At 59.5% G+C, this 25,250-nt stretch carries 25 protein-coding genes and 1 pseudogene; 14 read left to right on the top strand and 12 right to left on the bottom strand.

Translation table 11 applies throughout. The features are described 5' to 3' along the window. The first annotated feature begins 287 nt into the window (after nt 1–287). Both AOA62_RS24795 and AOA62_RS24790 read left to right on the top strand, forming a co-directional pair. Nucleotides 288–1,607, top strand: a complete 1,320-nt coding sequence (locus AOA62_RS24795) for a Na+/H+ antiporter family protein (protein WP_169987274.1) — start codon at nt 288–290, stop codon at nt 1,605–1,607. Between the two features lie 246 nt (nt 1,608–1,853). Then, nucleotides 1,854–3,533 carry a methyl-accepting chemotaxis protein gene (locus AOA62_RS24790; RefSeq protein ID WP_099550062.1) on the top strand — a complete coding sequence of 560 codons (1,680 nt, stop codon included), beginning with the start codon at nt 1,854–1,856 and terminating at the stop codon, nt 3,531–3,533. Between the two features lie 65 nt (nt 3,534–3,598). Here AOA62_RS24790 and yegQ read toward each other — a convergent pair whose 3' ends face one another. After that, complete coding sequence (gene yegQ, locus AOA62_RS24785; protein ID WP_099550061.1) at nt 3,599–4,912, bottom strand: tRNA 5-hydroxyuridine modification protein YegQ; 1,314 nt, start codon at nt 4,910–4,912, stop codon at nt 3,599–3,601. Nucleotides 4,913–5,178: 266 nt separating this feature from the next. Here yegQ and AOA62_RS24780 point away from each other — a divergent pair. Both AOA62_RS24780 and AOA62_RS24775 read left to right on the top strand, forming a co-directional pair. Further along, nucleotides 5,179–5,625 (top strand): annotated as a pseudogene (locus AOA62_RS24780) (thioredoxin family protein); the annotation flags it as partial. A gap of 93 nt (nt 5,626–5,718) precedes the next feature. Then, entirely contained in the window at nt 5,719–6,786 is a 1,068-nt protein-coding gene (locus AOA62_RS24775) for an AI-2E family transporter (RefSeq protein WP_017135286.1), read from the top strand. 31 nt (nt 6,787–6,817) lie between these two features. On the opposite strand, the gene AOA62_RS24770 is transcribed toward AOA62_RS24775, so the two are convergent. The 3 genes from AOA62_RS24770 to AOA62_RS24760 all read right to left on the bottom strand — a co-directional run bounded on the left by AOA62_RS24770 (nt 6,818) and on the right by AOA62_RS24760 (nt 7,895). Further along, a complete protein-coding gene (locus AOA62_RS24770) occupies nt 6,818–7,000 on the bottom strand; it encodes a hypothetical protein (protein ID WP_017135285.1) in 183 nt (60 codons plus the stop codon). A 90-nt stretch (nt 7,001–7,090) separates the two neighbouring features. Next, nucleotides 7,091–7,285: a hypothetical protein gene (locus AOA62_RS24765; RefSeq protein ID WP_010211349.1), complete on the bottom strand. Its 195-nt coding sequence runs from the start codon at nt 7,283–7,285 to the stop codon at nt 7,091–7,093. Nucleotides 7,286–7,541: 256 nt separating this feature from the next. Then, nucleotides 7,542–7,895: a hypothetical protein gene (locus AOA62_RS24760; protein WP_017135284.1), complete on the bottom strand. Its 354-nt coding sequence runs from the start codon at nt 7,893–7,895 to the stop codon at nt 7,542–7,544. Nucleotides 7,896–8,051: 156 nt separating this feature from the next. Between AOA62_RS24760 and AOA62_RS24755 the strand changes: the two genes are divergently transcribed. Next, nucleotides 8,052–8,870 carry a shikimate 5-dehydrogenase gene (locus tag AOA62_RS24755; protein ID WP_017135283.1) on the top strand — a complete coding sequence of 273 codons (819 nt, stop codon included), beginning with the start codon at nt 8,052–8,054 and terminating at the stop codon, nt 8,868–8,870. A gap of 120 nt (nt 8,871–8,990) precedes the next feature. Here AOA62_RS24755 and AOA62_RS24750 read toward each other — a convergent pair whose 3' ends face one another. Next, entirely contained in the window at nt 8,991–9,641 is a 651-nt protein-coding gene (locus AOA62_RS24750) for a YceH family protein (RefSeq protein WP_099550060.1), read from the bottom strand. A 117-nt stretch (nt 9,642–9,758) separates the two neighbouring features. Between AOA62_RS24750 and AOA62_RS24745 the strand changes: the two genes are divergently transcribed. Then, entirely contained in the window at nt 9,759–10,268 is a 510-nt protein-coding gene (locus tag AOA62_RS24745; protein WP_099550059.1) for a DUF1993 family protein, read from the top strand. Between the two features lie 68 nt (nt 10,269–10,336). On the opposite strand, the gene sstT is transcribed toward AOA62_RS24745, so the two are convergent. Further along, the gene (sstT, locus tag AOA62_RS24740; RefSeq protein WP_017134563.1) at nt 10,337–11,557 is read right to left on the bottom strand and encodes a serine/threonine transporter SstT; all 1,221 of its coding nucleotides are present in this window, start codon (nt 11,555–11,557) and stop codon (nt 10,337–10,339) included. Between the two features lie 242 nt (nt 11,558–11,799). Between sstT and AOA62_RS24735 the strand changes: the two genes are divergently transcribed. Then, nucleotides 11,800–12,957, top strand: a complete 1,158-nt coding sequence (locus tag AOA62_RS24735; protein ID WP_099550058.1) for an MFS transporter — start codon at nt 11,800–11,802, stop codon at nt 12,955–12,957. Nucleotides 12,958–13,083: 126 nt separating this feature from the next. Here the strand turns inward: AOA62_RS24735 and nhaR are convergent, their stop codons facing one another. Beyond that, on the bottom strand, nt 13,084–13,986 hold the full coding sequence (gene nhaR, locus AOA62_RS24730) for a transcriptional activator NhaR (RefSeq protein ID WP_017134561.1): 903 nt from the start codon (nt 13,984–13,986) through the stop codon (nt 13,084–13,086). A 134-nt stretch (nt 13,987–14,120) separates the two neighbouring features. Between nhaR and AOA62_RS24725 the strand changes: the two genes are divergently transcribed. The 4 genes from AOA62_RS24725 (at nt 14,121) to mnmH (ending at nt 17,381) form a co-directional block, all read left to right on the top strand. Further along, the gene (locus tag AOA62_RS24725) at nt 14,121–14,372 is read left to right on the top strand and encodes a hypothetical protein (RefSeq protein WP_017134560.1); all 252 of its coding nucleotides are present in this window, start codon (nt 14,121–14,123) and stop codon (nt 14,370–14,372) included. A gap of 28 nt (nt 14,373–14,400) precedes the next feature. Continuing rightward, nucleotides 14,401–15,150 carry a TerC family protein gene (locus AOA62_RS24720; RefSeq protein WP_099550057.1) on the top strand — a complete coding sequence of 250 codons (750 nt, stop codon included), beginning with the start codon at nt 14,401–14,403 and terminating at the stop codon, nt 15,148–15,150. Between the two features lie 93 nt (nt 15,151–15,243). Further along, the gene (gene selD / locus AOA62_RS24715) at nt 15,244–16,278 is read left to right on the top strand and encodes a selenide, water dikinase SelD (protein ID WP_017134558.1); all 1,035 of its coding nucleotides are present in this window, start codon (nt 15,244–15,246) and stop codon (nt 16,276–16,278) included. Then, the gene (gene mnmH / locus AOA62_RS24710; protein ID WP_099550056.1) at nt 16,278–17,381 is read left to right on the top strand and encodes a tRNA 2-selenouridine(34) synthase MnmH; all 1,104 of its coding nucleotides are present in this window, start codon (nt 16,278–16,280) and stop codon (nt 17,379–17,381) included. Before selD ends, mnmH begins: the two co-directional genes overlap by 1 nt. 118 nt (nt 17,382–17,499) lie before the next feature. On the opposite strand, the gene AOA62_RS24705 is transcribed toward mnmH, so the two are convergent. Beyond that, nucleotides 17,500–18,555: a permease gene (locus AOA62_RS24705; protein ID WP_099550055.1), complete on the bottom strand. Its 1,056-nt coding sequence runs from the start codon at nt 18,553–18,555 to the stop codon at nt 17,500–17,502. A 199-nt stretch (nt 18,556–18,754) separates the two neighbouring features. Continuing rightward, nucleotides 18,755–19,456 carry a histidine phosphatase family protein gene (locus AOA62_RS24700; RefSeq protein WP_099550054.1) on the bottom strand — a complete coding sequence of 234 codons (702 nt, stop codon included), beginning with the start codon at nt 19,454–19,456 and terminating at the stop codon, nt 18,755–18,757. Nucleotides 19,457–19,707: 251 nt separating this feature from the next. Between AOA62_RS24700 and AOA62_RS24695 the strand changes: the two genes are divergently transcribed. From AOA62_RS24695 to hemB, 3 genes are all read left to right on the top strand, one after another. Continuing rightward, nucleotides 19,708–20,406 carry a glutathione S-transferase N-terminal domain-containing protein gene (locus tag AOA62_RS24695; protein ID WP_017137779.1) on the top strand — a complete coding sequence of 233 codons (699 nt, stop codon included), beginning with the start codon at nt 19,708–19,710 and terminating at the stop codon, nt 20,404–20,406. Between the two features lie 3 nt (nt 20,407–20,409). Further along, nucleotides 20,410–21,252: a PhzF family phenazine biosynthesis protein gene (locus tag AOA62_RS24690; RefSeq protein WP_099550053.1), complete on the top strand. Its 843-nt coding sequence runs from the start codon at nt 20,410–20,412 to the stop codon at nt 21,250–21,252. A gap of 115 nt (nt 21,253–21,367) precedes the next feature. Continuing rightward, nucleotides 21,368–22,342, top strand: coding sequence for a porphobilinogen synthase (gene hemB, locus AOA62_RS24685; protein ID WP_017137781.1), 975 nt, complete (start codon nt 21,368–21,370; stop codon nt 22,340–22,342). 53 nt (nt 22,343–22,395) lie between these two features. Here the strand turns inward: hemB and AOA62_RS24680 are convergent, their stop codons facing one another. The 3 genes from AOA62_RS24680 to AOA62_RS24670 form a co-directional block, all read right to left on the bottom strand. Then, the gene (locus AOA62_RS24680; RefSeq protein ID WP_017137782.1) at nt 22,396–22,782 is read right to left on the bottom strand and encodes a hypothetical protein; all 387 of its coding nucleotides are present in this window, start codon (nt 22,780–22,782) and stop codon (nt 22,396–22,398) included. Between the two features lie 219 nt (nt 22,783–23,001). Next, a complete protein-coding gene (locus AOA62_RS24675) occupies nt 23,002–23,433 on the bottom strand; it encodes a hypothetical protein (RefSeq protein ID WP_017137783.1) in 432 nt (143 codons plus the stop codon). Then, nucleotides 23,430–25,250, bottom strand: a 1,821-nt coding sequence (locus tag AOA62_RS24670) for an RHS repeat-associated core domain-containing protein (RefSeq protein WP_178075656.1), incomplete at its 5' end; no start/stop codon positions are given. The genes AOA62_RS24670 and AOA62_RS24675, both read right to left, overlap by 4 nt.

Below are 25,250 nucleotides of genomic sequence, written 5' to 3'. Positions count from 1 at the left end.
AAACACAGAGAGCCTTTGTATCGGCTGCCTTTCACGCTTCTTTATTCTGTGGCGAGGGAGCTTGCTCCCGCTGGCGCTCCAGTGCGCAGCGCTCCTGTTTTTTTGGGGCTGCTGCGCAGCCCAGCGGGAGCAAGCTCCCTCGCCACAGTTTTTGACATGACGGCCCGCCTGCGGCAAAGTGCGCGCCCTCTAATAAGACCTCTTAAAGCCTGCACACGGACGCCACTAGATGGCCGCCCGGTCGCGGGCCTGTCTGTTTTTTATGTTTTTTGCTTGAGGTAACCATGATTAACGCAGTCATCGCCGCGGTCGGCACCATGCTGGTGCTCAGTTTGTCCCGTGTGCATGTGGTCATCGCCATCATCGTCGGCGCCCTGGTCGGTGGCTTGACCGGCGGGTTGGGCATCGAGGCCACGCTCAAGGCGTTTAACGGCGGCTTGGGCGGCGGCGCGACCGTGGCGTTGTCCTACGCCTTGCTCGGCGCTTTCGCGGTGGCGATTGCCAAGTCCGGCCTGGCGCATGCATTGGCGGACAAGGCGCTGCTGTTGGTCGATCGCCAGGAAGCCACCGGCGGAAGTCATGTCAAATGGCTGCTGATTGGTCTGTTGTGGGTGGTGGCGATTGCTTCGCAGAATATTCTGCCGATCCATATTGCGTTTATCCCGCTGCTGGTGCCGCCACTGCTTTACGTGCTGACCAAGCTGCAACTGGACCGCCGGCTGATCGCCTGCGTGATGACCTTCGGCCTGATCACGCCCTACATGTTCCTGCCGGTGGGCTTCGGCAATATCTTCCTTAATCAGATCCTGTTGGCCAACGTGGCCAAGAGCGGCGTGGACATCAGCCAAGTCAACGTCACCCATGCCATGGGCTTGCCCGCGTTGGGCATGGTGGTGGGCCTGCTGGTGGCGGTGTTTATCAGCTACCGCAAAAAGCGTGTGTATGACCTGGAAAAAATCGAGCGCGTCGAGCAAGTAGCCGTGCAGTACAACCCGCTGACCCTGCTGGTGGCCGGGCTGGCAATTGCCTCGGCGTTTATCATTCAGCTGTGGCTGGATTCGATGATCATCGGCGCCCTGGCTGGGTTTCTGATCTTTTCGGTGTCGGGCATTGTGCGCTGGCGCGAAACCGACGACCTGTTCACCGAAGGCATGAAGATGATGGCGATGATCGGCTTCATCATGATCGCCTCATCGGGGTTTGCCGAAGTGCTCAAGGCCACCGGTGACGTGCGCTCACTGGTGGAGGCCTCGGCGGCATTCATTGGTCACAGCCGTGGTGTGGGCGCGCTGCTGATGTTGCTGGTGGGGCTGTTGGTGACCATGGGCATTGGTTCGTCATTTTCTACGGTGCCGATTCTGGCGGCGATTTTTGTGCCGTTGTGTGTGCAGCTGGGCTTCAGTCCGTTGGCGATTGTGTGCATCGTGGGTACGGCGGGGGCGCTGGGCGATGCCGGTTCGCCAGCGTCGGACTCCACGCTCGGCCCGACTTCCGGCCTGAATATTGACGGCCAGCATCACCATATCTGGGACACCGTGGTGCCGACCTTCCTGCACTACAACATTCCGTTGCTGGCGTTTGGCTGGTTTGCCGCGATGACCCTCTAGTATCTGGAACAGGTTCAATTGTGGCGAGCAGGCTTGCCCTGCGTTGGAGCGCGAAGCGGTCCTGAATCCAGACACCTCGATCTACCTGGCGTGTTACGGCGCCTGAAAAGGGGGCTGCTACGCAGCCCAACGCAGGGCAAGCCTGTTCGCCACAACAGTCCAGTCGCCACTCAGCCAAGGTGTCCTACAGATATTTCGCCACTGGCCGTTAACCTCTCAAGTCGCCACGAATAAGAGAGAAAAGCCATGCGTCTGAGTTTGAAGGCCAAAGTCCTGTCCCTGGCCGTCGTGCCTGTGTTGTTGTTTGCCGTGGTCATCAGCCTGACCACGGTGTGGATCCTGCAGGGCCAGGCGCGCAATGAGGTGGATGAAACCCGCCAGCGCCTGCTCAATGACGCCAAGGCCACGCTGCAAAGTTATGTGGAAGTGGCGATGACCACCATCAAGCCGCTCTACGACGCGGCCGCCCCCGGCGACACGGCGGTGCGGGCGCAGGTAGTCAAACTGTTGTCCAACACCACCTACGGCAAGGACGGCTACTTCTTCGGCTACGACTCCGAGACCATCCGCCTGTTCAAGGGCAACAGCCCGGACGGCGTAGGCAAGAGCTTCAAGGACAACCGTGACCCCAACGGTGTCTACGTCAACCGCGACCTGGTCAAGGTCGGCAAGGACGGCACCCACTACCTGCAATACAGCTCGACCCAGCCCGGCCAGACCGAACTGGTGCCCAAGCTTGGCTACACCGAATACTTGCCCAAGTGGGACATGGTGATTGGTACGTCGGTGAACCTCGATGGCATCGAAGCCCAGGTGGCGGTGGTCGAGGCCAAGGTCGAAAAACGCATGGAAGGTGTGCTGCTGAGCATCCTTGGCGTGGCGGTGGTGGTGCTGCTGGTGATTGCTGCAGTGGGCATGTTGGTGGCCAATACCATCTTGCGCCCACTGAGCCTGATGAAAGCCAACCTCGACGATATCGCCGCGGGCGAGGGCGACTTGACCCGCCGCCTGGCCATCACCAGTCAGGATGAGTTGGGGGACTTGGCCGGCGCGTTCAACCGCTTTGTCGACAAGATCCACGGCCTGGTGCGCCAGATCACCGAGATGACCGCGCAACTCACCGGGCTGGTCAGCCAGGTGTCCGATCAGGCCCAGCGCTCGGAAACCGCCATGGAACGCCAGCGCCACGAGACCGATCAGGTGGCCACCGCGATCAACCAAATGTCCTCGGCGGCCCACGAAGTGGCGCGCAGTGCCCAAGGCGCTGCGGTGGCCGCGCAACAGACCGATGCCGAAGGCCAGGCCGCCAAGCGGGTAGTGGATGGCAGCATCGCGCAGATCCATGCGCTGGTGAACGACATCCGCAGCAGCGGCGTGTCCCTCGACAGCTTGCAGCAGGACGTGTCGTCGATCGTCAGCGTGCTCGGCGTGATCCGATCGATTGCCGAGCAGACCAACCTGCTGGCGCTCAACGCCGCCATCGAAGCCGCACGGGCAGGCGAGGCTGGTCGCGGGTTTGCCGTGGTCGCCGACGAGGTGCGTGCGCTGGCCAGTCGCACGCAAACCAGCACCCAGGAAATCCAGGGCATGATCGACCGCCTGCAAAAAGGCACCGTCGCCGCCGTGGATGCCATGCGCCGCTCCAGCGATGCCGGTGATGGCACTTCGGCCCAGGCCAACCAAGCCGGCGCGTCGCTGGATACCATGGCGCAGTTGATCGGCACCATTAACTCGATGAACGCGCAAATCGCCAGCGCCGCCGAAGAGCAGACCGCCGTGGCCGAAGAGATCAACCGCAGCGTGCATCAGATTGCCGTGGCGGTGGACAGCGTGGCGGATGAAACCCAATTGGGCGCGCAAACCTCGCGCAGCCTGGCGGACCTGGGCCAGCGCCTGGGGCAGTTGGTGGGGCAGTTCAGGATCTGATCAACCCTGGCCTCAGCGTATGTTTGCCTGGCGCTGATACAAATAGGCCTGTCACCGCCCCTGCGTTAGACGTCACGCATCAGCAGGCCGAAGCGCAGGTCCATGTCGCTCGGCAGTGGCACATACACCGTGTGCCCATCCCCCGGCGCCACGTCTATGGCCTCGCTCTTGGCGTTGTGCAGGTTGGTCAGGTCAAAGTGAAAGTTGCCGGCCGGTGTCATCAATTCCAGATGATTACCCACGGCAAAGCGGTTTTTCACCTTGACCTCGGCCAGTTCGCCCCGGCGCTCGCCGGTCAATTCGCCGACAAACTGCTGGCGCTCCGACACCGAGCTGCCGTTCTGGTAGTTCTGGTATTCGTCGTGCACATGGCGACGCAGGAAACCTTCGGTGTAGCCGCGTTGGGCCAGGGACTCAAGATCAGTCATCAGGTTGCGGTCAAACGCACGGCCAGCCACCGCATCGTCAATGGCCTGGCGATACACCTGGGTGGTGCGCGCGCAATAGAAGTGGGACTTGGTGCGCCCTTCGATCTTCAGCGAATGCACGCCCATGTGCGCCAGGCGCTCCACGTGCTGCACGGCGCGCAGGTCCTTGGCGTTCATGATGTAGGTGCCGTGTTCGTCTTCGAAGGCGGGCATCTGCTCATCCGGGCGGTTGGCTTCCTGCAGCAGGAACACCTGATCGGTCGGCGCGCCGATACCCAAGGTCGGTTCACACTGCTGGACGATATCGCCCGTGGCGTTCTCCACCGCCGGCGTGGCCTGGTATTTCCAGCGGCACGCGTTGGTGCAGGTGCCTTGGTTGGCATCGCGCTTGTTCATATAGCCGGACAACAAACAGCGCCCGGAATAGGCCATGCACAGGGCGCCGTGCACAAACACTTCCAGCTCCATGGCCGGCACCTGTTGGCGGATTTCGCCGATTTCTTCCAGTGACAATTCCCGCGACAGAATCACCCGGCAGATACCTTGCTGCTGCCAAAACTCGACGCTGGCCCAATTCACCGTATTGGCCTGTACCGACAAGTGAATCGGCACGCACGGGAAGTGACGGCGTACCAGCATGATCAAGCCTGGGTCGGACATGATCAACGCGTCCGGCCCCATGGCGATCACCGGGGCCAAATCCTTGAGGAAGGTCTTGAGCTTGGCGTTGTGCGGGGCAATGTTGACCACCACGTAGAAACGCTTGCCCAGTGCATGCGCCTCCTGGATGCCGAGTGCGAGGTTGGCGTGGTCGAACTCGTTATTGCGCACCCGCAGGCTGTAGCGCGGCTGGCCGGCGTAGACCGCATCGGCGCCGTAGGCGAAGGCATAGCGCATGTTTTTCAGGGTGCCGGCGGGGGCGAGTAGTTCGGGGGCAATCACGGGGGGCATGGGCTCGGGTCGCAAAAGGTCGCGAGCGTAAAGGAGCTGGCACACGCATTTATTGATCCAGGTCGGGCTTTTGCGGGTTTTGTATCGCTGTGTATCGGCGGGTGCCGTTCGACACAGGCGTGATACCTCAGAGGGTTTCAATAGGCACTCTGCGACTCGACAAGGTAATCACCATGCGACCTATCACATTCCTGTTTACCAGCCTGCTGCTGGCTTTCGCTCTGACCGCAAGCTGGATGGCCAGTGGCGAGAGCAAGCAACCTGCGGGTGCCACGCCGTCGCTGGCGGGAGCGGTCGAATGGCTCAACTCACCGCCTCTGAGCCTTGAAGCGCTCAAAGGCAAAGTGGTGCTGGTGGATTTCTGGACCTATGACTGCATCAACTGCCGGCGTGCGCTGCCCTACGTCAATACCTGGGCCAAACGCTATGAAAAAGACGGTTTGGTGGTGATTGGCGTACACACGCCCGAATACGCGTTTGAGCACATCCCGGCCAACGTCAAGGAACAGGTGCGCAAGCTGGGCATCGGTTATCCGGTGGCTATCGACAATAACTACGCGATCTGGCGCAGCTTCGATAACCAATATTGGCCGGCCCACTACCTGATCGATGCCAAGGGGCACGTGCGTTACAGCCACTTCGGTGAGGGACGCTACGAGGCTCAGGAACAGGTGATTGAAGTACTGTTGAATGAGGCCAGGGCGATTCAATGAGGCGGTCTACGCTTGAAGGGCACTCCCAGGTTCTGCCGCGGACTAAGCAACAGGGCCGCTGAAGGCCCTCTGCTTTTCTGACATGGACCGGACATGAACCAAACCAACCTTCAATTCAAAACCCTGCTGTTATTGCTGGCCCTGGTGACCATCGCCTTTATCTGGATATTGCTGCCGTTCTATGGCGCGGTGTTCTGGGCGGTCATCCTTGGCATCATCTTCGCCCCGATGCAGCGGCGCCTGCAGCAACGCTTCAGCTGGAACCGCAACCTGACGTCCCTGGCCACCCTTACGGTATGCCTGGTGATCGCAATTTTGCCGGTGATCATCACCAGCGTGCTGCTGGTGCAAGAGGGCGCCACCCTCTATAAAAATATCGAAAGCGGCAAATTGGACGTGGCGGGGTATATCGAACAGTTCAAGAACATCCTGCCACCGTACTTCCAGCACCTGCTCGACCGCTTCGGCATGGGTAACCTGGAGGGGCTGCGGGAAAAGATCGTCAAGAGCGCCATGCAAGGCAGCCAGTTCTTTGCCACCCAGGCGTTCAGCTTCGGCCAGGGCACCTTTGATTTCCTGGTGAGCTTTTTCATCATGCTGTACCTGCTGTTTTTCCTGCTGCGTGACGGCCCGGAACTGGTGCGCAAAGTACGTACGGCGGTGCCGTTGGCCGAGCCGCAAAAGCGTCGGCTGCAACTCAAGTTCAATCGGGTGGTACGTGCGACCGTCAAGGGCAACGTATTGGTCGCCGTGACCCAGGGTGCGCTGGGCGGTTTGATCTTCTGGTTTCTGGACATTCCCAGCGCGTTGCTCTGGGCGGTGTTGATGGCGTTTCTGTCGTTGCTGCCAGCCGTCGGCGCTGGGATCGTGTGGGGGCCGGTGGCCGCCTACTTCCTGTTGAGCGGTTCGATCTGGCAGGGCGTGGTACTGGGCTTGTTCGGCGTGTTCGTGATCGGGCTGGTGGACAATGTATTGCGCCCGATCCTGGTGGGCAAAGACACCAAGATGCCGGATTACCTGATCCTGATCTCGACCTTGGGCGGCCTGTCGGTGTTTGGCTTGAATGGCTTTGTGATCGGGCCGCTGGTGGCGGCGCTGTTTATGTCCAGTTGGGCGTTGTTTGTCGAAAGCAAGCCGCGGGTCAAACTGCCATTGCCCTAGTTCTCAGGCGTGAGTTTTCAGGCCAGAGGCTTCAGGCATGGAGCCTGAAGTTCGACACCTGCTGTTGCTGTTGTTGCGCAGCGGACAGCGAGGTGAGCGGGCCGCTGATGGTTTCGCCATCGCGTACCACATACCAGCAGGCCAGCAACCCGAGCTCCCGGAGTGGGGCGGGGACGGCACTGCCGACAACGGACATGATTTGAACAGTAGGCATAGGCACCTCCAAAGGTATGGGGGTCACCTTACGGGCTGATGGCGCGTAGGAAAAATCACCCTTCTCGATAGTCAACATTAACGCCAGGCGTCAATCCACTACTTGATCGAGCATGTTCACCACTTCCTGCTCGCTGAGCAGGCCTTTGCGCACCAGGTTTTCTGCCAGCAGCGCGAGAAATTTTGCGCTGCGGTGGCCCTCTAGGTGCTTGAGTTCGGTAAGTGCGCTGTAAACCTTGCTGGACGTGCACAGGCCAGCGGTGCGGTGCGGGTTTTGCGTGGGCATGGTCAGTCGTCCTTAATTGTTATTGGGTGGACCGCTCGATAGTGAGACCGTTGAGTGACGTAAACATGACAGCGCAGGCCCAGGTCAAGCAAGTGGACATTTGACCGTCATGATGTGGGATTGCGGCTCGGGCATTGTCCTCATAGCGACCTTGGCATGATAAAACCGGGCTTTTCAGGCAAAACTCAGGCAAAACGCAGGTAAAAAAAGACCCCGCGTGTGGGCGAGGCCTGTTCATTTCTAACCTGACTGCGTGTTACCAGCCGCGGCCATAATAACCGTGGGGAGGGCCATAGTAGCCACGTGGTGGGCCGTAATAGACCGGCGCCGGGCGGTAGTAAACCCGCTGTTGCACATACACCGGCGGTGGCGGTGCGTAGTAGACCGGCGGCGGCGCGGCATACACCGGTTGCGGCTGGACATACACCGGTTGCTGCACGTAAACCGGCTGGGATTGGCTGGCAACTACGGAGCCAACAACGGCTGCGCCGATCAAACCACCCAATATGGCCGGGCCACCCCAACCACCACCGTGGGCGGAGGCTTGGCCTGCCATAGCGAGTGCGCCGATAAGCAAGGCGATTTTGGGGATTTTACGAATCATGGTCATTCCTCGGTTAGCCCCTGCGCTTGTGGTCTGCAATCAATAGACTCAAGGATTGTCGCGGGGATACTTTTAAGACAACGTATTTCTGAAAAACAGCACCGCCGCTAGGTAAAGGTTGTGTAAGGTCTGTACCGATTTGCTTACTCAAAGGAGTTTTCCATGCAGATGCACCCCAACAAGGACACCCAACTGTGCATGTCATTGTCGGCGCGTCCCGGGAATTTTGGCTTGCGATTTCACAACCATCTGTACGAACAGCTGGGGCTGAACTTCTACTATAAAGCCTTCAGCAGCCAGGATTTGCCCGGCGCGATCGGCGGCATTCGGGCGCTGGGCATCCGTGGTTGCGGGGTGTCCATGCCGTTCAAGGAAGCTGCCATTGCCCTGGTCGATGAGTTGGATGCCTCGGTCAAGGCCATTACTTCGCTCAACACCATCGTTAATACCGACGGCCATCTCAAGGCCTACAACACCGACTACATTGCCGTGGAACAATTGCTGAAAAAGCACGCGGTGCCCAAGGATTCGACCTTCGCGCTGCGTGGCAGCGGCGGCATGGGCAAGGCGGTGGCCAGTGCCCTGCGTGACGGCGGTTATGCCAACGGCGTGATTGTGGCACGCAACGAAGCGGCGGGCCGGGCGTTGGCGCAGAGCCTGGGGTATGAGTGGCAAGCAGAGCTGGGCGAGTTGCGCCCACAGATGCTGGTCAACGTGACGCCGATCGGCATGACCGGCGGTGCAGAAGCGGACCAGTTGGCCTTTGCGGCCGATGCTGTGGACGCTGCTGACACGGTGTTCGATGTGGTGGCGATCCCCGCCGAAACGCCGTTGATCGAGCGCGGGCGTGCCCAGGGCAAACGGGTGATTACCGGGTTGGAAGTGATCGCAATCCAGGCGTTGGAGCAGTTTGTGCTGTACACCGGTGTGCGGCCGACGGATGAACAGTTCCAGGCGGCAGTGGCTTTCGCTCGAAATTAAAGCACTGCGCAGATCCAAATGTGGGAGCGGGCTTGCCCGCGATGAGGGCGTGTCAGCCGCCTTATACATCACTGACCCACCGCAATCGCGGGCAAGCCCGCTCCCACATTTTTAATCGGGTTAAGCCTGTTCCAACTGGGCCAGGCGCTCTTCCAACGCTGCGATCCTGGCTTCAAGCTCCTCAATACGCTCCACCGAAACCCCACCCGGCGAGCGCTCCACCGGGCTCCCGCGTGCCGCGATGATCGCCTCAATATCCGCCGGATCCCCCAACGCATGGGTATAACGATCTTCCCGTTGCCCTGCCTGGCGCGGCACCAATACTGCCAGCCCGCGCGCAATCAGGCGTTCAAGCTGGTGCACGACCTGTTCGGCATCTTCAAAGTCATGCATGCGCCCGCTGCGGGTCAGCAGTTCGTTGACGGTCTGCGGTCCGCGCAGAAACAGCAGCCCGATCAGGATTACCTGGGCCGGCACCAGCTCCAGTGCCTTGTCCACCCGATGCTCCCAGCGGTCGGCGCGGCTGCCCATCACCAGGCGGGTAAAGCCTTGGCCCTCGAGCACCCGCAGGCTCTGGCCGACCTGGCCCTGGCTCAAGTTGGTCACCGGTTCCCGGCTGGTCTTCTGGTTGCAGGCCAGCACCAGCGCATTGAGTGTGAGCGGGTAGGTTTCCGGGTTGGTCGCCTGTTTTTCGATCAGGCAGCCCAGGATGCGGATTTCCGTGCTGTTCAGGCGCGGCTCAGGGGTGTCGGTGTCGTGCTCGGCGGTCATCGCGCTTTCCCTATGCAGTGAAGCTCACTAGCCTAATCCTGAAAAAATAAAAGACAAGCCGCAGGCATGGCTATAATCGCCGCTGGTTCCAAACCCTGCCATCACCGTGAGACTGTCATGACTATTTCCCTGTACGCCGCCTCCATCCCGGTCTTCAAGCAAATGCTCAACGCGCTGAGCGAAGTGCTGAACAAAGCCGAAGCCCACGCCACCGCCAAGAACATCGAACCCAATGCCTTGCTGCAAGCGCGTCTGTTCCCGGACATGTTCCCGCTGGTGCGCCAGGTGCAGATCGCCGTCGACTTCGCCAAGGGCGTTTCCGCGCGCCTGGCCGAGATCGAAGTGCCGAAGTACGAAGACAGCGAAGTGACCTTCGCCGATCTGCAAGCACTGATCGCCAAGGTGCTGGCATTTGTCGACACCATCAAGCCTGAGCAAATCGACGGCAAGGAAGGCATCGAGATCATCACCCGCCCAGGCACGCCGAAAGAGAAGCGCTTCAGCGGTCAGTCTTACCTGCTGACTTATGGCCTGCCGCAGTTCTTCTTCCACGTCACCACCGCTTACGCTTTGCTGCGTCACAACGGTGTGGAAGTGGGCAAACGCGATTACATGGGCGCTTTCTAAGCATCCAGATACAAAAAAGCCCGGGATCGTTGCTGTCGAACGCCCCGGGCTTTTTTACGCCTGGATAGTTAAGCCGTTTGCTCTTCCTTGCCCAGGCAGGCGGCTGCCGTGAACAGCACATCGGTGGACGAGTTGAGCGCGGTTTCCGCCGAGTCCTGCAGCACACCGATGATGAAACCTACGGCCACCACCTGCATGGCGATCTCGCTGGGAATGCCGAACAGGCTGCACGCCAGGGGAATCAGCAGCAACGAGCCACCGGCCACACCCGACGCGCCGCAGGCACATACCGCCGCGACCACGCTGAGGAGCACGGCGGTTGGCAGGTCCACGGCAATACCGAGCGTGTGCACGGCGGCCAGGGTCAACACGGTGATGGTAATCGCCGCGCCGGCCATATTGATGGTGGCGCCCAGCGGGATCGACACCGAGTAAGTGTCTTCATGCAGGCCCAGGCGTTTGCTCAGCGCCAGGTTCACCGGAATATTCGCCGCCGAACTGCGGGTGAAGAACGCGGTGATGCCGCTTTCGCGCAAGCACATCAGCACCAGCGGATAAGGGTTGCGGCGCAGTTTCCAGAACACGATGGCGGGGTTGATCACCAGCGCGACAAACAGCATGCAGCCGATCAGCACCACCAGCAGGTGGGCATAGCCGAGCAGGGCGCCGAAACCGGAGGTGGCCAGGGTCGAGGCCACCAGGCCGAAGATACCCAGCGGCGCAAAGCGGATGACGACGCGCACGATCAGGGTGACGCCATTGGACAGGTCATCGAGCACCGTGCGGGTGGTAACACCTGCATGGCGAATCGCGATGCCCATGCCGATGGCCCAGGCCAGGATGCCGATAAAGTTGGCATTCATCAGCGCGCTCACCGGGTTATCCACCACGCTCAGCAGCAGGCTTTGCAGCACTTCGCCGATACCGCCGGGGGCGCTGACGGTGGCGTCATGGGTAGCCAGCACCAAAGGCGACGGGAACAGCATGCTGGCAACCACTGCGACGACGGCAGCGGCAAAGGTGCCGAGCAGGTACAGGAACAGGATTGGCTTGATATGGGTTTCCTGGCCATGTTTATGGTTGGCGATAGACGCCATGACCAAGACAAACACCAGAATCGGCGCAACGGCCTTCAGCGCGGTGACAAACACCTTGCCGATAAAACCAGTGGCTCGCGCAGCCTCGGGCAACAGCAAGGCCAGTAAGATACCGGCCACCAGGCCGATGACAATTTGGGTGACCAGGCTGACGCGCATCAGTCGTTGCAGCAGGGAAGGGGCAGCAGTCATAAACAGTTGTCTCTAGTTTTTTTAGTAGGACGCAGCATTGCAGGCACATAGCGACGTAGGAAGCAGGCCCAAAGTCTAACATGCTGTAGGAAGCGTCCCGTTTCGGTGCGGCATTCCGTCACCCGCAACTGTAGGGTTTGGCCAGGCCAAGGCCTATTCTGTTAAGATTGCGGCCTCTCATCTTTCCTCTCCGTCAGCGAGCCCTTCGGGCTGTCGTTGATGTCGTCGTTTCTGGAGTTTTCATGTTGTTCCCTATCCTGCTGCTGTCGGCCGCCGGTTTTACCGTGCTGACCACAGAATTCATCATTGTCGGGCTGCTGCCGTCGATCGCCCGCGACCTGAACGTCAGCGTGTCCCAGGCCGGGCTGCTGGTGACGTTGTTCGCGTTTACCGTGGCGGCATTCGGGCCGTTCCTGACCGCATACTTCGCGCGGTTCCAGCGCAAGCGCCTGTTTATCTGCATCCTGATCATGTTTGCGCTGGCTAATACCGTGGCGGCATTGGCGCCGAACATCTGGGTCATGGCCTTGGCGCGCTTGATTCCGGCGTTGGGGTTGCCAGTGTTTTGGGCCTTGGCGAGTGAAACAGCGGTGGATATCGTCGGGCCGGAGTTTGCCGGCCGGGCCATTGAAAAGATCGGTTTCGGGATTGTCTGCGCCACGGTGTTCGGCATTCCGGTTGGCACCTTGATCTCCGATATGTTCGGCTGGCGCACAGCGTTTGCGATTCTCGCCGTGGTGGCGTTGGCCAAGGCCTTGCTGCTGTTTATCTACCTGCCGGTGACCACACCGAAGAACGATCAGGTGAGCCTGCGCTCGCAGTTCAAGCTCCTGCGCAACCCGTTGATGCAGGGCCATATCCTGCTGTCGATCCTGGTCTTCAGCGGCATGTTTACCGCTTACACCTACCTGGCAGACATCCTTGAGCGCCTGGCCGGCTTCGACGGCACGCTGGTGGGCTGGTGCTTGATGGGTTTTGGCGCGGTGGGCCTGATCGGCAACGCCCTCGGCGGGCGTGCGGTGGATCGTCACCCGCTGATTGCGTCCATGGTGTTTTGCGGGTTCATGATCGCCGGCATGGTCGCGGTGGTCCCGGCGATTCACTCCACCCTCGGCCTGGCAGCGGCGATGGCGGTGTGGGGCGTGACCCAGGCGGCGATGTTTCTGGTCAGCCATGTGCGCCTGATGAAAGCCGCGCCCCACGCCCCGGCGTTTGCGGCGTCGCTGAATATCGCCGGCGCCAACTTGGGTATTGGCCTGGGGGCAATGGTGGGTGGGCATGTGATCGACACCCTGGGCCTTGCCAACCTGGGCTTTGCGGCGTCCGGGTTTATCCTGGTGTCGATTTTGCTGGCGCTGTGGTTGATGACCGCCGAGCAGCCGATGGCGTCCAGCGCCTGAGTCAGCCTGGCTGGGACGGGATCAGGCTTATGTGGGAGCCGGGCTTGCCCGCGATGCAGGCACCTCGGTGTATCAGTAAGACCGAGGTGATGCTATCGCAGGCAAGCCAGCTCCCACACCTTGCCGTCAGGGCAGGGCGGTAAACAGCTCGCGCCGCGCCCCTTCGGTAATCGCCACGATGCCGGGGTGCTTGATCTTGCGTTCCACCGAGATCGCGTAGAACGACTCGGTGACCGCATCGGTCTGGCCGATCAGCGCCACGCCATATTGGCGCACCACCTCATCGGCGATCACGCTGGGGGCGATAAATATCCCGCTGCCCGACTGCCCAAACGCCTGCATCAACGCGCTGTCGTCGAACTCACCGATGATCTTCGGCTGGATCTGCTGCTCGGCAAACCAGCGCTGCAAGCGGCTGCGCACCACCGTCTCTGCGCCCGGAATCAATAACGGCGCGCCCTGCAGGCAGTGTGGGAAATCGCCGCCGTATTGGTCCGCCAATGCCTGGGTGGCGAAAAAGCTGATGCCGCATTCCCCGAGTTTCTGACTGTAGCCTTTGATGTCCAGATGCGTGGGCATAGGGCTGTCGGAGATCACCAGGTCCAGGCGCTGGATCGCCAGGTCGGCCAATAACCGTTCGAGTTTGTCTTCGCGGCAGGTGATGCGCATCGGCTCGCTCAACTCCATGGTCGGCGCGATCAGCCGATAAACGATGGATTTTGGCACCACATCCGCGACCCCGACCCGAAACAGGATCTGCTGTTCGTCGGGTGCTGCGCGCAACATGGCTTCCAGCTCGTTACCGGTCTGGAACATCTGCTCGGCATAGGGCAAGGCCCGTCGCCCGGCTTCGGTGAGTTCCAATTGGCGACCGACACGCTGAAACAGGGCGATACCAAAGGTCTGCTCCAGCAGGCTGATCTGGCCGCTGATGGTCTGCGGCGTGAGGTTCAGTTGCTCACAGGCGCGCACAATACTGCCGGTCTTGGCCACCACCCAGAAGTAATGCAATTGTCGATAATTGAGCATGGCGGTCTACACTTCGTAAAAACCGAAGTATACGTGAGAAAAAAACGAATTTTACTGAACTGTTCAGCTGCATAGAATGCCTCGCTATCGAGGGGCCACTATTTGGACCCAATGGTTCTAACGAGGAATACATGATGAAACTCAATTCCCTGGGCGCGGCGTCCGTACTTGCGCTTTCATTGGTGATGATCAGCGGCTGTGATCAAGTCGAAAAGAGCGCGCAGCAGGTGCTGGGCAAAGCCACCGAATCGGCCAAACAAGCCATCGATGACACCCACAAGGCCGCCGAGCAGGCATTGAGTGAAGCGACCCAAGGTTTGATCAAACCTGAAAAAGACGCTGAGCAGGCCGAAAAAGAATCTGAAACCCAGCGTAAAGAAGCTTAATTTCCCAGCACAACGTCAGGACTGACCTATGGACTACCTTTTACTACTGGCCGCCAGCCCGACCGCCTGGGTGGCACTGGCCACCTTGATCGTCATGGAAATCGTGCTGGGCATCGACAACCTGATCTTCATCTCGATCCTCACCAACAAGCTGCCCGAAAAACACCGGGCCAAAGCGCGGCGTATAGGCATCAGCATGGCGTTGATCCTGCGTCTGGGCCTGTTGAGTACCATCGCGTTTATCGTGCAACTGACCGCGCCGGTGTTCGAAATTTTCGGCCAGGCGTTTTCCTGGAAGGACATGATCCTGATCGCCGGTGGCCTGTTCCTGGTGTGGAAGGCCACCACCGAGATCCACCACAGCATGGACCCGGAGCCCGAGGAGAAAGCCAGCGTCAGCAACACCGTGGCCATCGGCTTTGCCGCCGCGATTGGGCAGATCCTGTTGCTCGACCTGGTGTTCTCCATCGACAGCATCATTACCGCCGTGGGCATGACTGAGCACTTGCCGATCATGATCATCGCCGTGGTGGTCTCGGTGATCGTGATGCTGGTGGCGGCCGAGCCGTTGGCCAAGTTCATCAACGACAACCCGACCGTGGTGATGCTGGCCCTGGGCTTCTTGATCATGATCGGCATGACGCTGATCGCCGAAGGTTTCGGCGCCCATGTGCCAAAAGGCTATGTGTATGCGGCCATGGCGTTCTCGGCGGTGATCGAATGCCTGAACATTGCCCGGCGTAACCGTCACAAACGCTTGCTCGCAGCCCGCCCGTAAGCGCTGAAGCAAAAAGCCGGCTGTGCTCACAAGAGCCCAGCCGGCTTTTTGCTGTCTGTTAGAATCGGCCCACTTGATACCTTGAGGTCCACCATGAACGAGCCGATTCGCCTCACCCAGTACAGCCACGGCGCGGGTTGCGGCTGCAAGATTTCGCCCCAGGTGCTGGAAGTGATCCTCGCCGGCAGCGGCGCACAGAACCTCGACCCCAACCTGTGGGTGGGCAACGCCTCGCGTGACGATGCGGCGGTGTACGCCATCGACGACGAACGCGGCGTGGTCTCCACCACCGACTTTTTCATGCCGATTGTCGATGATCCGTTCGACTTCGGCCGTATTGCCGCCACCAACGCGATCAGCGATATCTACGCCATGGGCGGCGACCCGCTGATGGCCATTGCGATTCTGGGCTGGCCAGTAAATGTGCTGGCGCCGGAAGTAGCCCGCGAAGTGATCCGTGGCGGCCGCTCGGTGTGCGACGCCGCCGGTATTCCGCTGGCCGGCGGGCACTCTATCGACGCGCCGGAGCCGATCTTCGGCCTGGCCGTGACCGGCATCGTGCAAAAGCGCCATATGAAGCGCAACGACACCGCCACCGCGGGTTGCAAGCTGTACCTGACCAAACCGCTGGGCATCGGCATCCTTACCACCGCCGAGAAGAAGGGCAAATTGCGCGAGGCGGACATCGGCCTGGCCCGTGACTGGATGTGCACGCTCAACAAGCCTGGCAGCCGTTTTGGCAAGTTGGCCGGCGTAACGGCCATGACCGATGTCACCGGTTTCGGCCTGTTGGGTCATCTGGTGGAAATGGCCGACGGCAGTGGTCTCACCGCCCGCATCGAATATGCCAAAGTCCCACGCCTGGCCGGAATCGAGGACTACTTGGACCAAGGCTGCATGCCCGGTGGCACCTTGCGTAATTTCGACAGCTATTCAAGCAAGCTGGGGCGTCTGCAGGAACTGCACAAGCGCGTGCTGTGCGACCCACAGACCAGCGGCGGCCTGCTGATCGCCGTTACCCCGGAGGGCGACGCCGAGTTTCACTCTGTGGCCGCAGAACTGGGCCTGAGCCTTGAGCCAATCGGCGCACTGGTTGAGCGACAGACCCACGCGGTAGAGGTGTTTTGATGGCAACTGACATCACCAACTACCGCGACATCTTCCTCAACGACCGGCCGATGATGGATACCCGCGCGCCGATCGAGTTCACCAAGGGCGCGTTTCCCGGCGTGGTCAACCTGCCGCTGATGACCGACGACGAACGCCAGCGGGTCGGCACCTGCTACAAACAGCAGGGCCAGCAAGCGGCCATCGTGCTGGGGCATGAGTTGGTGTCCGGGGCAATCAAGGCCGAGCGCATCGAGCATTGGGCGCAATTCGCCCAGGCCAACCCCGACGGTTACCTGTACTGCTTTCGCGGTGGGCTGCGGTCGCAGATCGTGCAGCAATGGTTGAAGACCGAAGCGGGTATCGAGTATCCCCGCGTCGGTGGTGGTTACAAGGCCATGCGCACCTTTCTGCTGGAAACCCTGGAGCAAGCGACGGCCGAGTGTGATTTCGTCTTGCTCGGCGGCATGACCGGGACCGGCAAGACCGAGGTGTTGAGCCAGTTGCGCAATGCCTTGGACCTTGAAGGGCACGCCAACCATCGCGGCTCCAGCTTCGGCAAGCGCGCGACGGCGCAACCGTCCAACATCGACTTTGAGAACCGCCTGGCGGTGGACCTGCTGAAGAAACGCACGGGCGGTATCGAACAGTTTGTGGTCGAGGACGAAAGCCGCATGATCGGCAGCTGTGCACTGCCGTTGCCGTTGCATAAGGGCATGCAGACCTTCCCGATGGTGTGGCTGCAAGACAGTGTTGAAGGCCGCGTCGAACGGATTCTGCGCGATTACGTGGTTGATCTTTGCGCCGAATTTATCGCGGTGTTTGGCGAAAGCGGGCAGGCGTTGTTTGCCGAGCGCTTGACCCAGAGCCTGGCCAACATCCACAAGCGCCTGGGTGGCGAACGCTTCCAGCGCTTGCAGGCCATTTTGCAAGATGCCCTGGCAGAGCAGGCGCGCAGCGGTGCTGTGGATTTACACCGGGTGTGGATCGAAGGCCTGTTGCGCGAGTATTACGACCCGATGTATGCGTTCCAGCGTGAAAGCAAAGGCGCGCGAATCGAGTTTGCCGGGGAGCAGGGCGCGGTGGTGGCGTACTTGCGCGAGCGGGGTGCCAGGCGGGGGTGATGCGGTGGGTTTGAGGACCTCATCGCAGGCAAGCCAGCTCCCACATTTGACTGCATTCACAGATCAACATGTGGGAGCTGGCTTGCCTGCGATTAGGCCCTAAGCCCCACAACAAAGCCTAAAGAATCACCGCCCCGATCAACCCACACACCACCCCCACCAGCATGGTCAGCCCGGCCACCGTCACCAGCACCCGCGCGTCGAAGTCCTTGCGCAGCATCAACAGCGACGGCAGGCTCACGCTGGGCAAGGTCATCAGCAACGCCACGGCCGGGCCGGTGCCCATGCCCAATGTCATCATGGTTTGTACGATAGGAATCTCGGCTGCCGTAGGAATGACGAACAGCGTGCCGGCGATGGCCAGCGGTATCAGCCACACCAGGCTATTGGCCATGGCCCCGTCGACATGGGGAAACAGCCACACCCGCGCGGCGCCCAGAATCAGCACGGCGAGGATATAGATCGGGATCGTGCTCCAGAACAGCTGCCACAGAGTCCGCAGCCACCGGCTCAAAAATGGCTGCGACTCGGTCTGACTCGCGTCAGCCACTGCGTCCAGTGCCGCTTCCGGCACATGGTCGGGACGGGAAATGCGTTGTGCGACCAGCGACACGCCCACCACCAGCACAATCCCCGCCACCAGGCGTAACGCGGTAAAGCCCCAACCCAGCACAAAGCCCATGAACACTAAGGTTGCCGGGTTCAGCACCGGGTTGGCGATCCAGAAGGCCAGCGCCGCGCCCACCGACACCTGCTGACGGCGCATGCCCGCTGCCACCGGGGCCGCGCAGCAACTGCACATCATCCCCGGCAAGGCGAACAGCCCGCCACGCAGGGTCGAACCCAGCCCGGCGCGGCCAAACAGGCGCAATAGCCAGTCGCGGGGGATCAACACTTGCAGCAGTGACCCCAGAATCACCGCCAATACGGCAGCTTTCCAGATCGCCAGGAAATACACCTGAGCATAGGCCTGTGCCGCGGCCAAGGGTGAGCTTTGCTGATCGTTGAGAATCGAGGCGCCGATGCTGTGGTTATCCGCAGCGACAAAGGCCTTGAGGTAGTAGGGCGACCACTTCACGTAATAGAGGCCGATGCAGGCCACCAATATGAACAGCGCTGGTTTCCACCAGAACGACCAGCCCCGGTTGGGCTGGGTGGAGATGAGGTTGGGCATGGTGCAGGTCCGCAGATGATTCAATAGCGGGCCATCATACGCGCCTACCACCGATCGTTCCCACGCTCCTGCGTGGGAATGCAGGCTGAGACGCTCTGCGTCGCGACGCTGGCCCCAGCACCTGAACCTCGCGCAGGGTGAAAGTTGAGCGTTACGGAGTGAATTCCTACGCGGGAGCGTGGGCTCTATCTGCAGGGCTTCAGATATCCGCGCTCACTTGGGTTGCATCCGGGCATGTCTGCTGGCCGTTATCCAGGCCTTGCTTGTAGTTGCGGCTCAGCAGCGAAGCCTTGCCGTTGTGCCAGGTCAGTGTCAGTACATAGAGCGTGTCGTAATCGCCGCCCGACCAATCGTCCGTGATGGTGTGTTTTTCACCCGAGGCTTCACTGGCCACCCGGTTGATCAGCTCCGGCAAATAACCGTGTGACCAGGCGGTGTAGATGATGGAGTTGTGGTACTTGTCTTCCACCAGCTCATCGGCGAGGTCGTGGGTGTCATTGGCGGAGAACTTGATGTTCACCGGCAGGCCGAGCTTGATGGCGCTGGGGCTGATGGTCATCAGGGGTCGAATGTAGCTGTAGGAGTTGTCGTGCTCGCCTTCCTCGACATTGCGCGTCGGGTTGGGCGCAAATACGTAGTTGGCCTTGCCGAATTTTTCCGGCAGCACGGTGGCCAGGTTCATCGCGCGGTTCAAACCCTGGCAATTGAGCTGGCCGAGGCCGCCGACGGGTTTTTCGCCGTGGCGCAGGAACACCAGGGTTTGCACACCGTCCACCGGCGCGGCGCGGCTGATTCGCGACTCCAGGGTCAGGCCGATGGCGCCGCCCACCAGCAACAGCGGCAACATGATGTAGGCATAACGTTTAAGACGTTGCGCAAGGCACAGAGGCTTGATTGTCATTGTAGGTTCGAGTCTTCAGTGCGGCGATTAAGGCGGGCAAGCCTGGCCCCAGCGACGCATCCGGCGTGCTGCGGTTTAACCTGTGATTGTTACGGCGTATCTCCTTTCACCGTCATGGCGCAGTTAAGAGTGTGAATCGGCTCTTTGGTTCGCCTGTGCGCACCATAGCGCGGCTATGTTGCGCAATGATGACCCATGCAGGACGGCGTGCAGGTGGCTATTATGGGGACTTTGAGCCTGGGGACTTCCCGATGAACGCACTTGCCGCTTTCCCGATCAACAGCAAATGGCCCGCCCAGCACCCGGAGCGCTTGCAGCTGTATTCGCTGCCCACGCCCAATGGGGTCAAAGTGTCGATCATGCTGGAGGAACTGGGCCTGCCTTATGAAGCACATAAGGTCAGTTTCGAGACCCAGGACCAGTTGTCGCCAGAGTTCATGTCCCTGAACCCCAACAATAAAATCCCGGCGATCATCGACCCCAATGGCCCGAGCGGTCAGCCGCTGGCGTTGTTCGAGTCCGGGGCGATCCTGATTTACCTGGCGGAAAAAACCAGCCAGTTGCTCTCCGAAGACCCGGCCACCCGTTACGAAACCCTGCAGTGGCTGATGTTCCAGATGGCCGGTATCGGCCCGATGTTTGGTCAGGTCGGGTTCTTCAACAAGTTTGCCGGCAAAGCATACGAAGACAAACGCCCACGTGATCGCTACGCCGCCGAATCTCGGCGTTTGCTCGGCGTGCTGGAAAAACACTTGCTGGGCCGCACCTGGATCATGGGTGATGAATACAGCATCGCCGACATTGCCACCTTCCCATGGATCCGCAACTTGATCGGTTTCTACGAGTCCGGCGACTTGGTTGGCATCGCTGATTTCCCTAATGTGTTGCGTGCACTGGACGGTTTTGTCGCCCGCCCGGCGGTGATTCGTGGCCTGAGTATTCCGAGCTAAGACATGCCGACTTTCGATTTCAAGCAACTGGATGTGTTCAGCCGGGTTTCGCTCAAGGGCAACCCCTTGGCGGTCGTGCTCGGCGCCGATAGCCTCACGGACCAGCAAATGGCCGACTTCGCCAACTGGACCAACCTCAGCGAGACCACGTTTTTGCTGACGCCGCGTGACCCTCGGGCGGATTATCGGGTAAGAATTTTTACCACGCTTAAAGAGCTGCCGTTCGCCGGGCACCCGACCCTGGGCAGTTGCCATGCGTGGCTGCAGGCAGGCGGCGTGCCCAAGGGTGAGGAGATTATCCAGGAGTGCGAAATCGGCCTGGTGCGTGTCCGTCGCCAAGGTGATGAACTGGCGTTTATTGCACCGCCGTTGTTGCGCACAGGGCCGGTGGAAGCGCCCCTGCTGGAGCGCGTGCGCCTGGGGTTGGGCCTGGCACCTGAGGCCATTGTGCGCAGCCAGTGGGTGGATAACGGCGCGGACTGGCTGGCGGTGATGCTGGCCGACCGCGAGCAGGTGTTGGCCTTGCAGCCCGATTACGCGCAATTGCACGGCCTGGCCATTGGCGTCATCGCGCCCTGTGACCCGGCGCGTGACGAGGTGGACACCCACTTTGAAGTGCGCGCTTTTATCGCCGGTGACGGCGCCCAGGAAGACCCGGCCACCGGCAGTTTGAATGCCGGTGTTGCCCAATGGTTGCTGGCCGAAGGCCTCGCGCCCGAGCGGTATGTGGTCAGCCAGGGCACCGCGATTGGGCGTGCCGGGCGAATTCACGTGGAGCGCCAAGGTGATGAAATCTGGGTGGGCGGCGCAGTGGCGGCGTGCATCGAAGGGCGAGTCCAGCTCTAGATCAATATATTGTTACGGCCCACGCAATACACTATTGGCCCCTGGGCGTTTGTGCTGCGGGGGCCAAGGGGCATAAGCTTTTGCCCCAACTATTCTGCCGCTATCCAGGAAAGCCATGACCAGCCAGTTCCCCCAAGCCCGTCCTCGCCGCCTGCGCCGCTCCCCGGAGCTGCGTGGCCTGTTCCAGGAAACCGAATTCACCCTCAACGACCTGGTACTGCCGATTTTTGTCGAAGAAGAAATCGACGACTTTGTGCCGATTACCAGCATGCCGGGCGTGGTGCGTATTCCTGAGAAAAAACTGGCCGGTGAAATCGAGCGTTATGCCCGTGCCGGGATCAAGTCGGTGATGACCTTCGGTGTGTCCCACCACCTGGACGCCAACGGCAGCGACACCTGGAAAGAGCGCGGACTGGTCTCGCGCATGTCCTCGATCATCAAGGACGCCGTGCCGGACATGATCGTGATGTCTGACACCTGCTTCTGCGAATACACCGACCACGGCCACTGCGGCGTGATGCACGGTGCCCACGTCGACAACGACGCGACCCTGGTCAACCTCGGCAAACAAGCCGTGGCCGCCGCCCGCGCCGGTGCCGATGTCATCGCACCGTCGGCCGCCATGGACGGCCAGGTCCAGGCCATTCGCCGTGCCTTGGACGACGCGGGCTTCACCCATATCCCGATCATGGCCTACTCCACCAAATTTGCCTCGGCCCTCTACGGCCCATTCCGCGAAGCCGGCGGCAGCGCCCTCAAGGGCGACCGCAAAAGCTACCAGATGAACCCAATGAACCGCCGCGAAGCCGTACGCGAGTCCCTGCTCGACGAACAGGAAGGCGCCGATGCGCTGATGGTCAAACCGGCTGGCGCCTACCTCGACATCATCCGCGACATTCGCGAAACCTCACGCTTGCCGGTGGCGGCGTATCAAGTGAGTGGCGAATACGCGATGATCAAGTTTGGCGCCCAGGCAGGCGCAATTGATGAGGCCCGAGTGGTGCGCGAGACGTTGGGGTCGATCAAGCGGGCTGGCGCGGATTTGATTTTTACGTATTTTGCGATGGATTTGGCGTTGGCTGGGATTTGAATTTGGGTTGTGGGCCTGTGGCGAGTGAGGTTGCTCGTCACAGGAGCTTGAAGCTATGCATACAGTGATTCAGACCATCGTGTGCGATACGCAATTTGCTCGTTAATGTCGTTTGTGAGTTCATTTTCTTCATAATCGAATATACGAACGAGCTTCGCGTCCGGATCACCTAGTTTTGTTTCGTAAGCAACCAATCCACTAGACATTTGTGAGCACATTGCCGAAGGATATACATTGATTTTAGCGCCTTTACAGAGGAATTTTATGTCGCTAAAGTCTTTTCTCATTAGGCCGAAACACATATAGATGTCAATGTCGGTGTAAGTTTCTTTTACGCCGTTCGCGAACGTTATCGAGAGCGTTGCTGTTTTTCCATCACACTCGATGGTCGCATTTTCGCGAATCGAATTTCTGATCGTGGTGATCTCTAATTTTTTCACTTTCTAACTTCTATTGGGATTAATCAGGTCAACCTCGGCAAACAAGCCGTAGCCGCCTGCGTCGGCGCCCATGCACGGCCAAGTCCAGGCGACCGGCTGCGTACTCGACGACGCTGGCTTCACCCAAATCCAAATCATAGCGTTGGCCGGGATCTGATTTGGTTTGTAGGCCTGTGGCGAGTGAGTATCTCGCCACAGGGTTGGTATTGACTGATTTCGTCAGTCGTTACTTTCTTTTGGATCAAGGGCTTCAGTTCGATCTGCACCTATAGACGTTATCCATTCTTTGTAAAAATTATATTGCTCGTTTGGATCGCTCGTGAGGTTATGTTCTTCAAAGTCAAATATGTTGACCAAATCTTCTCGTGTAGCGCGTTTTCCAAGAGTTAATTCATAAGCAACCATTCCTCCACTCATCTGCGAGGCCATGCTAGAAGGCCTGACATTGATTTTTGCGCCTTTGCAAAGAAACTTTATATGAGGGAATTCTATTCTAACTTTTGCCAAGCATTTGTACATGTCTTCTGCTGTGTATACTTTCGCAAAATTATCTGCTTCGGAAAACTTTAACTTTATATGGGCTGAGTCATACTTGAAAGTGACGTATTTTTCTACACCATTTACTATGGCTTTGATTTTTTTTGTTTTCATTTTATTTTCCTGTTTGGGTTTGGAATCGAATATCCCACATAGCTGCCATCTCGTTTCATAGGCGTCGCACCCAAAATGTCTTCTGTATTTATCTTGCTTTGTATAGCTATTTCGGCTTCATTGTCAAAAGGAGCTAATTTTCCTAATTCTTTGTTAACGTCACGACCGGTAATCTTTTTTAGCGCGTAGAGAAAGCCTTTTCGAGTTCCGTATTCGGTCGCAAAATCAATTCCGATAAGTTTCGAGGGAGAAGTACTTATGAAGTTGCTCGGTGGGTTGTTGCTGTCGAGCGCGTGCAAGTATAAGTCATTGCTGTCGCCCTTGCTTTTAAAACCATATTGAAAAATACGGTCTGGAGTTTTGTCATCGCCACGGAATAAGTATTCGCTGTTGCTGGCTGGCTGTTTGGGCTCTCCCTTGTTTACTTTCGCTTTGGCGATGTCTACCGCTTCAGATTTTGATTTACAGCCATGCTCACCAGGGCACGAGTTCAAACCTAGCGGATCCACCCACCCGGTAGGGTTCGGCACGTATTGGTACGTATTAATCCCACCCGCCAGCTTCACCGGGTCCGGCGTCAGGTAACGACCAATATCCGGATTGTAGTAGCGATGGCGGTTGTAGTGCAGCCCGCTTTCCGCATCAAAATATTGGCCCTGAAAACGCAACGGGTTGTCGATTTTTCTTACGTCTAGGCGGGCGATTTCACCGTAGGCGCGGTAGTGCGCGGACCAGACGATTTCGCCTTCGGGATTTGTGAGTTCCTGCGGCGTGCCCAGGTGGTCGAGTTGGTAGTGGAAGGGTTTTGTTTCTTGTGGGCCAAAGCCTTCCAGCAGTACCAGCGGCCTAAAACTGTCTGGCTCGTAGAGGTAGCTGCGATGCCGATCCGCGTGGTGTTCTGCAACCAGCTTGTCGCCTTGCCAGAAAAACTCCGTGGTTATGTCGTTAACGGTTTTGCTGATCCGCCGCCCAAACGGGTCGTAGCGGTAGCTGGCGGTTTGCCCGTTGGGTTGGGTAATGCCAATCAACCGATGCTGGCAGTCGTAGCGGTATTCAGTAACCAGCTGATGACCCTTGCCACGTCGCTGGCGGATCAAATTGCCGAAGGCGTCATAGTCGTAGTGATGATCGCCTTGGATCATCAACCTGTTCCCCGCCACGATGTCCGGGCCGGGGCGGTCTTGCATGAGCAGGTTGCCGGCCGGGTCGTGGCCGAAGCGTTCCTGTACGTCTTGCGAGTGGTCGGCGCGGGTCAGGCGGGCGAGGGGGTCGTAGTGGTAGTGGTGTTCGCCTTTGCGGGTGTCGAGCAGGCGGGTGAGGTTGCCGCTTTTGTCGTAGTCGTATTGGCGTTGGTAAAGGGTGTGTTGCTGTTGGCTGACCGCGTGGGCGTGCAGGCGGTTTTGGTCGTCGTAGTGGTAGTGACTGAGGAGCTGGCCCTGCTGGCGTTGGTGTTCGCGGCCGGTTTTGAACAGGTGGGAGGTGAGGGTTTCGCCATTCAGCTCGACGGTGGAAAGGTGGCCGCCTTTGTCGTGGTTGAAGGTAAGGCGGTTGTTGTCTGGCAGGCGCAGTTTGTGCAGTTGGCCGCAGGCGTCATAGCCGTAGCGCAAGGTGCCCCAGCCTTGGTGTTCGGCGGTGAGGCGGTTTTGTGGGTCGTACTCGTAGGCCAGCGCCCAGTGGCCGTCGTCGACGCTGAGGAGGTTGCCTTGGCGGTCGTAGGTATAGTCGACAACATTGCCGTCTGGCAGGGTTTTTCTTACGAGGCGCCCGGCGTGGTCTCGCTTGTAACGGGTAACGAGCTGACTGCCGTCGTCGCCGTG

The organism is Pseudomonas sp. 2995-3 (genome assembly GCF_002742565.1).
Lineage (GTDB): Bacteria > Pseudomonadota > Gammaproteobacteria > Pseudomonadales > Pseudomonadaceae > Aquipseudomonas > Aquipseudomonas edaphica.
The sequence above is the reverse complement of the archived record's forward strand: the minus strand, read 5'-3'. Positions and strand labels throughout refer to the sequence as shown.